This is a genomic window from Microcystis sp. LE19-41.2A (genome assembly GCF_027530405.1).
Lineage (GTDB): Bacteria > Cyanobacteriota > Cyanobacteriia > Cyanobacteriales > Microcystaceae > Microcystis > Microcystis aeruginosa.
This window is the reverse complement of record NZ_JAPZQJ010000244.1, coordinates 1-4,260: the sequence shown is the minus strand read 5'-3', so window position 1 is coordinate 4,260 and position 4,260 is coordinate 1. Positions and strand designations below refer to the sequence as shown.

Genomic DNA, 4,260 nt, shown 5'->3' with positions numbered 1-4,260 from the left:
CTTTATAGTTATTTCAAATAAGAACGAGACGCTAGGCGACACAATAAGTACGAATAATTTCATCAAGGGATGTACCCACAGGAGCATACATTCTCGCTCTCTTTAATGCACTAAAATCATGCTCGATATCATTTAAGTCAGGAGAGTATGTTGGCAAAAACACTACCTGATGACCTGCTTCCTCTACCAGTTGTCTAATCACTGTCTTCCGATGAATTGGTGCCTTATCCATAATTAATATTGATGTCATGGTTAAAGAGGGCAATAAATATAAAGATAACCAGCCTTCAAAGCCTTCCGCAGTTAGGCTTCTCGTAAATATCATTGGTGCAATCAAGTCTTTTTTCCCCTTTCTTCTCCCAGCGACAAGGTTCTCTCTTTTTCCTCGTTTTCCTTGTCTATCTCCAAAGACTTTCTTCCCTTTTTTTGACCAGGCATAAAGACAGTCTTGAAATTCTTCAAACCCAGCCTCATCAATAAATACAAGGCTTTTACCACCATATATTTTAATCAATTCTCTCAGGGTTTTATAATATTTTATTCTTTCTTCTCGGTTTCTTTCTCTATAACGAAGTTCTTTCTTTTTTCTGGTGATTTCCATTTTTTTAAGGCATAGCAAATGGCACTTGGTCTCACTCCAAACTTCTCGGCTCTATCTCTTAATCTTGCTTCGGGATTTTCTTGGACATCTCTTTCTAGTGCTTTCCAGTCCAGCTTTCTCTGACGGTGTTTTACCTTTGTTGCTGACCCTTCTTCCCTACTCAGCCATCTATATATTGTTGCTCTCCCTATCTTAAATAGAGCGGCAGCTTTAGTTATGCTTCCTCCATTCTCTACATAATCGATTACCTTTTTTCTCAAGTCTAGACTATAGGACATTTTTCTGTATGGGTTGCTCGTTTCTCCTTATTTTACCTTATTTTTCACTTGTCTCACAATTATTTGAAATGACTATAATTGCTAGATTGTTCGGTACAATCGGGAAGATCGCCGATTGGCTCATTCCAGAAAAATGGATCGATGAGACATTAACTTTGTGCGATCGCCTAGCGGAAAAATGGCAAGAAGAGTGGGATCAATTGAAACACCTAGCCGGAGTTGAGAAAGATCACGATTGGCAACAAGTCTCCTTAGCAGATTGCGATCATTTAGCGAAGAAGGTGCAGCAAAAAACCCTGACAACTGCTGAGGTGGAAGGGACAATTGCCGGTTTGATGGGAGTTATCGGAGTAATTGGCGAAATCCCACTGTCAATAGTTCAATCTCTGCAAACTATTCAGAGAATTGGCTTGTGTTATGGTTACTCGACCACAACGGAACAGGAGCGGAATTTTGCTTGGATTATCTTAGCAGCAGCTACCGCCCAAACTCCAGAGGCTAAATGGCAAGCGGTGGATAATTTGAGAGACAGTCACACGCAATTTTCTCGCCAAGCTTTTGACAATTTTCTCACTGAAATCGGCGACAAAGGTGCAATCTCGCTGGCAGCTGAAACGATTTTCCAGCAAGCTACTATCTATTTAGCTCCCAGTTCAGTAGGTGGGGCAATTCCTTGGTTAGGTGCTATCTCTAGCGGCGTTGGTTTGAGTTTCTTCCTCAATCAAGTGGCGGATGCCGCTCGCCGTGCCTATCAAATGCGTTGGCTGCTGGATAATCAGAAGCTTTCTTTGGCTCTAGCGAACTGAAGAACTGAATTGCTCCTAAAAATTGGGTTGGCGTTGAAAGCGTAAAAGGATAGGTATAGCTAACCCAATGGGAATAGCTAAAGTCATTAAAAAAGCTTTTGTCATCATGCCTAGGGTGGTGGCAAGTAATAAAGAACTGGCATTCTCTGGTATGGTCATAATCTGAATTAAGCCGCTTGCTGCTTGAAAAGCAAAGATTCCTGGTACTATTCCCACTACCGCCCCAAAAGCGATTACAGCCGGTGGCGCATGAAAACGATTAGAAAAATAAAGCGCCATTGTCCCAACAACAGCAGAAGCAATTAAATTACCCCAAATAATACCGGGTCCATGGTCAATACACAACCATCTTACCCCATGTCCCACCATGCCACAGACAATGCAAGCCCATAACATTTTCGGCGGCACATTAAAGAAAATGGCGAATCCCATAGCCGCTAATCCCGCAAAAATAACATCTTCAAATAGAGGTAAGGGAGAAACAGGATTACTGACAGGTAGTAAGGCGTTTGTAACCGTTGTCGAGAGAAGTAAACCAAAGGCGATTGAACTAAGAATTACTAAACTATACTCTAGACGTGCCATGCCCATGGGAATATGATTCTCGACTAAATCTAAGACTCCATTAATCAGATGAACCCCCGGTACTAACATCATCGACGGGATGAGAAAACAGATATTAGGAGTAGAACTCCATCCCAGTGGGCCTGCCACTCCCCCGATACATCCCCCCAAAAAAGCAGCTAGAAAATTAAGTAAAAAAGGATTAAAATGCCTTTTCCCCAGTTCTTGTCGTAAGATAACGCCCACTGCCGTAGCAATTCCCGTAATCACAAAGGAAGCCCAGTCTCCCTGAAAAATACGGGCTAAACTTGCCCCTGTAAGGCCTAACATCAGAATAATGAACCAGCGAGGGTAATAAATAGGGGGATATTTATCGATCTTTTCTAATTTCTGGATTAACTCAGTCAAGGTTAAACGATTTTGCTGAAACTTTTCGATCGATAAAAAAACCTGAGTAATTAAAGCCATATTAACGGCAATGCTGGTGATGGGGCGACTAAAGTGTGAGGAATATTCATTTTCACTCTTTACGGTTAGTTTAATGGCTTCATATTCACAATATACCCGGACTTCTACCCCGAATTTTTCCGCTAATTGTTGAATGGTTTGATGCACTCGTTCGGTGGTGGTACTGTGCTGCAATAAGATGCGGCCAGTTAAGAGCATCAGGTGAAAATAATCAGGAAAAGACGGAGATTTAGGGGATAAATAGGATTTTGAGGTCAAAGGATCGCACTCCACTCTGGTTTTTCTCCTTTTTGAATCGGCCAATCAGAAATTAGATGGGTGCGGCTCTTTTAGAAGGACGTATGGCAAGTCAAACAAGCATCGCTGTGTGTCTTGAAGTAGTAGAACAACAAGCTTGAATCACAGTTGTGAGCAAAGGAACACCATCTTGATACAAAGCCCGATGATGCCGTTGATGCTCTTGCTGTCAATGAAAGTGCCAATAATCAGGCCAATCACCGCTAACCTGAAGGGAGCGAAGACGTAAAACCGCCTCAGCACCCTTGAGACTCCATCTCGCCCCCGTAATAGACATCTCCAAAAATTATAACCCAGTCACAGCTTGCTTTTAGCTTATGTACTAATTAGGGTTTGCGGCAAAAAGTTTTTCGTGGGGGCAGGGTGTGGGGTGTGGGGTGTGGGGTGTAGGGTTTTACCGATTTTGAGGTAGTCAGTTACCTAATTTTCAGGGAAAAAGTCCAGGAATTTTACCCCCGATCACTCCAATGGTCAGCACTTTTTGAGGGAAAAAAAGTCTAAAAGCCCTCAAGGGGTGACAAAGAGGTTTAAAGGTAGGCAGGATAAAGACTCTAGCCAAATGTCCCCCAAAGAAATAGAGTGGTTATGGCAACCACTCAAAAATTTAAAATGTTACCATCATTCTATCAGGCTTGTGGCTCTTCTCGACTTTGTGTGATAATTTTTGCTTATGTAAGGTGAAATGCTTATCCGGCAAAACTTTAATCGCTATTTGGCGGAAGAAACTATCAGTATAGACCTCGTTTCCACACAGAAACCAGAAGAACCGGCTTGTTTACAAGCTAATCTGAGCGAAGCACAATATCTTACCCTGCAAATCCTCATACTGCTCTTACAAGGTCACAGAACGGTACAATTAGAGAGATTAGCTGCCCTATTTCCTCAACCAATTACCTTTGAAAGCAGAAGAAGAAATTTACAGAGGTTTCTTAAGTTACCGCAATTAAGTGTGAAATTGTTATGGTTTCCGCTAATTAAACACATTATTAAGCAAGAGTTTAGCCGAAAAAATAAAAATCGACATCAAAGAAGAAAACTGAAAAAACTTAGGCATCTAGGACATCTGTTATTGGTAATCGACAGAACGGATTGGAAAGGAAGAAATTTATTGGTAGCCAGGCTCTTCTCGACTTTGTGTGATAATTTTTGCTTATAGAATCGTGAAATATTTACTGGGAAAGACTTTTAGGAGTATTTTGCTGAAGAAACTATCAGTATAGACCCCGTTTCCACACAGAAACCAGAA

General features: G+C 41.5%; 2 protein-coding genes and 3 pseudogenes. 2 read left to right on the top strand and 3 right to left on the bottom strand.

Going from position 1 to position 4,260, the window contains the following annotated elements; translation table 11 throughout:
* Positions 1 to 31: 31 nt before the first annotated feature.
* Positions 32 to 879: pseudogene (locus tag O9290_RS10830) on the bottom strand (IS630 family transposase).
* 68 nt (positions 880 to 947) lie between these two features.
* Here O9290_RS10830 and O9290_RS10825 point away from each other — a divergent pair.
* Positions 948 to 1,685, top strand: a complete 738-nt coding sequence (locus O9290_RS10825) for an EcsC family protein (protein ID WP_288058897.1) — start codon at positions 948 to 950, stop codon at positions 1,683 to 1,685.
* 15 nt (positions 1,686 to 1,700) lie between these two features.
* Here O9290_RS10825 and O9290_RS10820 read toward each other — a convergent pair whose 3' ends face one another.
* Both O9290_RS10820 and O9290_RS10815 read right to left on the bottom strand, forming a co-directional pair.
* Positions 1,701 to 2,975 carry a threonine/serine exporter family protein gene (locus O9290_RS10820; RefSeq protein ID WP_223212943.1) on the bottom strand — a complete coding sequence of 425 codons (1,275 nt, stop codon included), beginning with the start codon at positions 2,973 to 2,975 and terminating at the stop codon, positions 1,701 to 1,703.
* A 91-nt stretch (positions 2,976 to 3,066) separates the two neighbouring features.
* Positions 3,067 to 3,291: pseudogene (locus O9290_RS10815) on the bottom strand (ISKra4 family transposase); the annotation flags it as partial.
* 456 nt (positions 3,292 to 3,747) lie between these two features.
* Here O9290_RS10815 and O9290_RS10810 point away from each other — a divergent pair.
* Positions 3,748 to 3,997 (top strand): annotated as a pseudogene (locus O9290_RS10810) (hypothetical protein); the annotation flags it as partial.
* Positions 3,998 to 4,260: the final 263 nt, after the last annotated feature.

What these genes read in the sequence shown, in the direction of transcription:
- O9290_RS10825 (WP_288058897.1), top strand. Translation starts at nt 948, where the DNA reads ATGACTATAATTGCTAGATTGTTCGGTACAATCGGGAAGATCGCCGAT.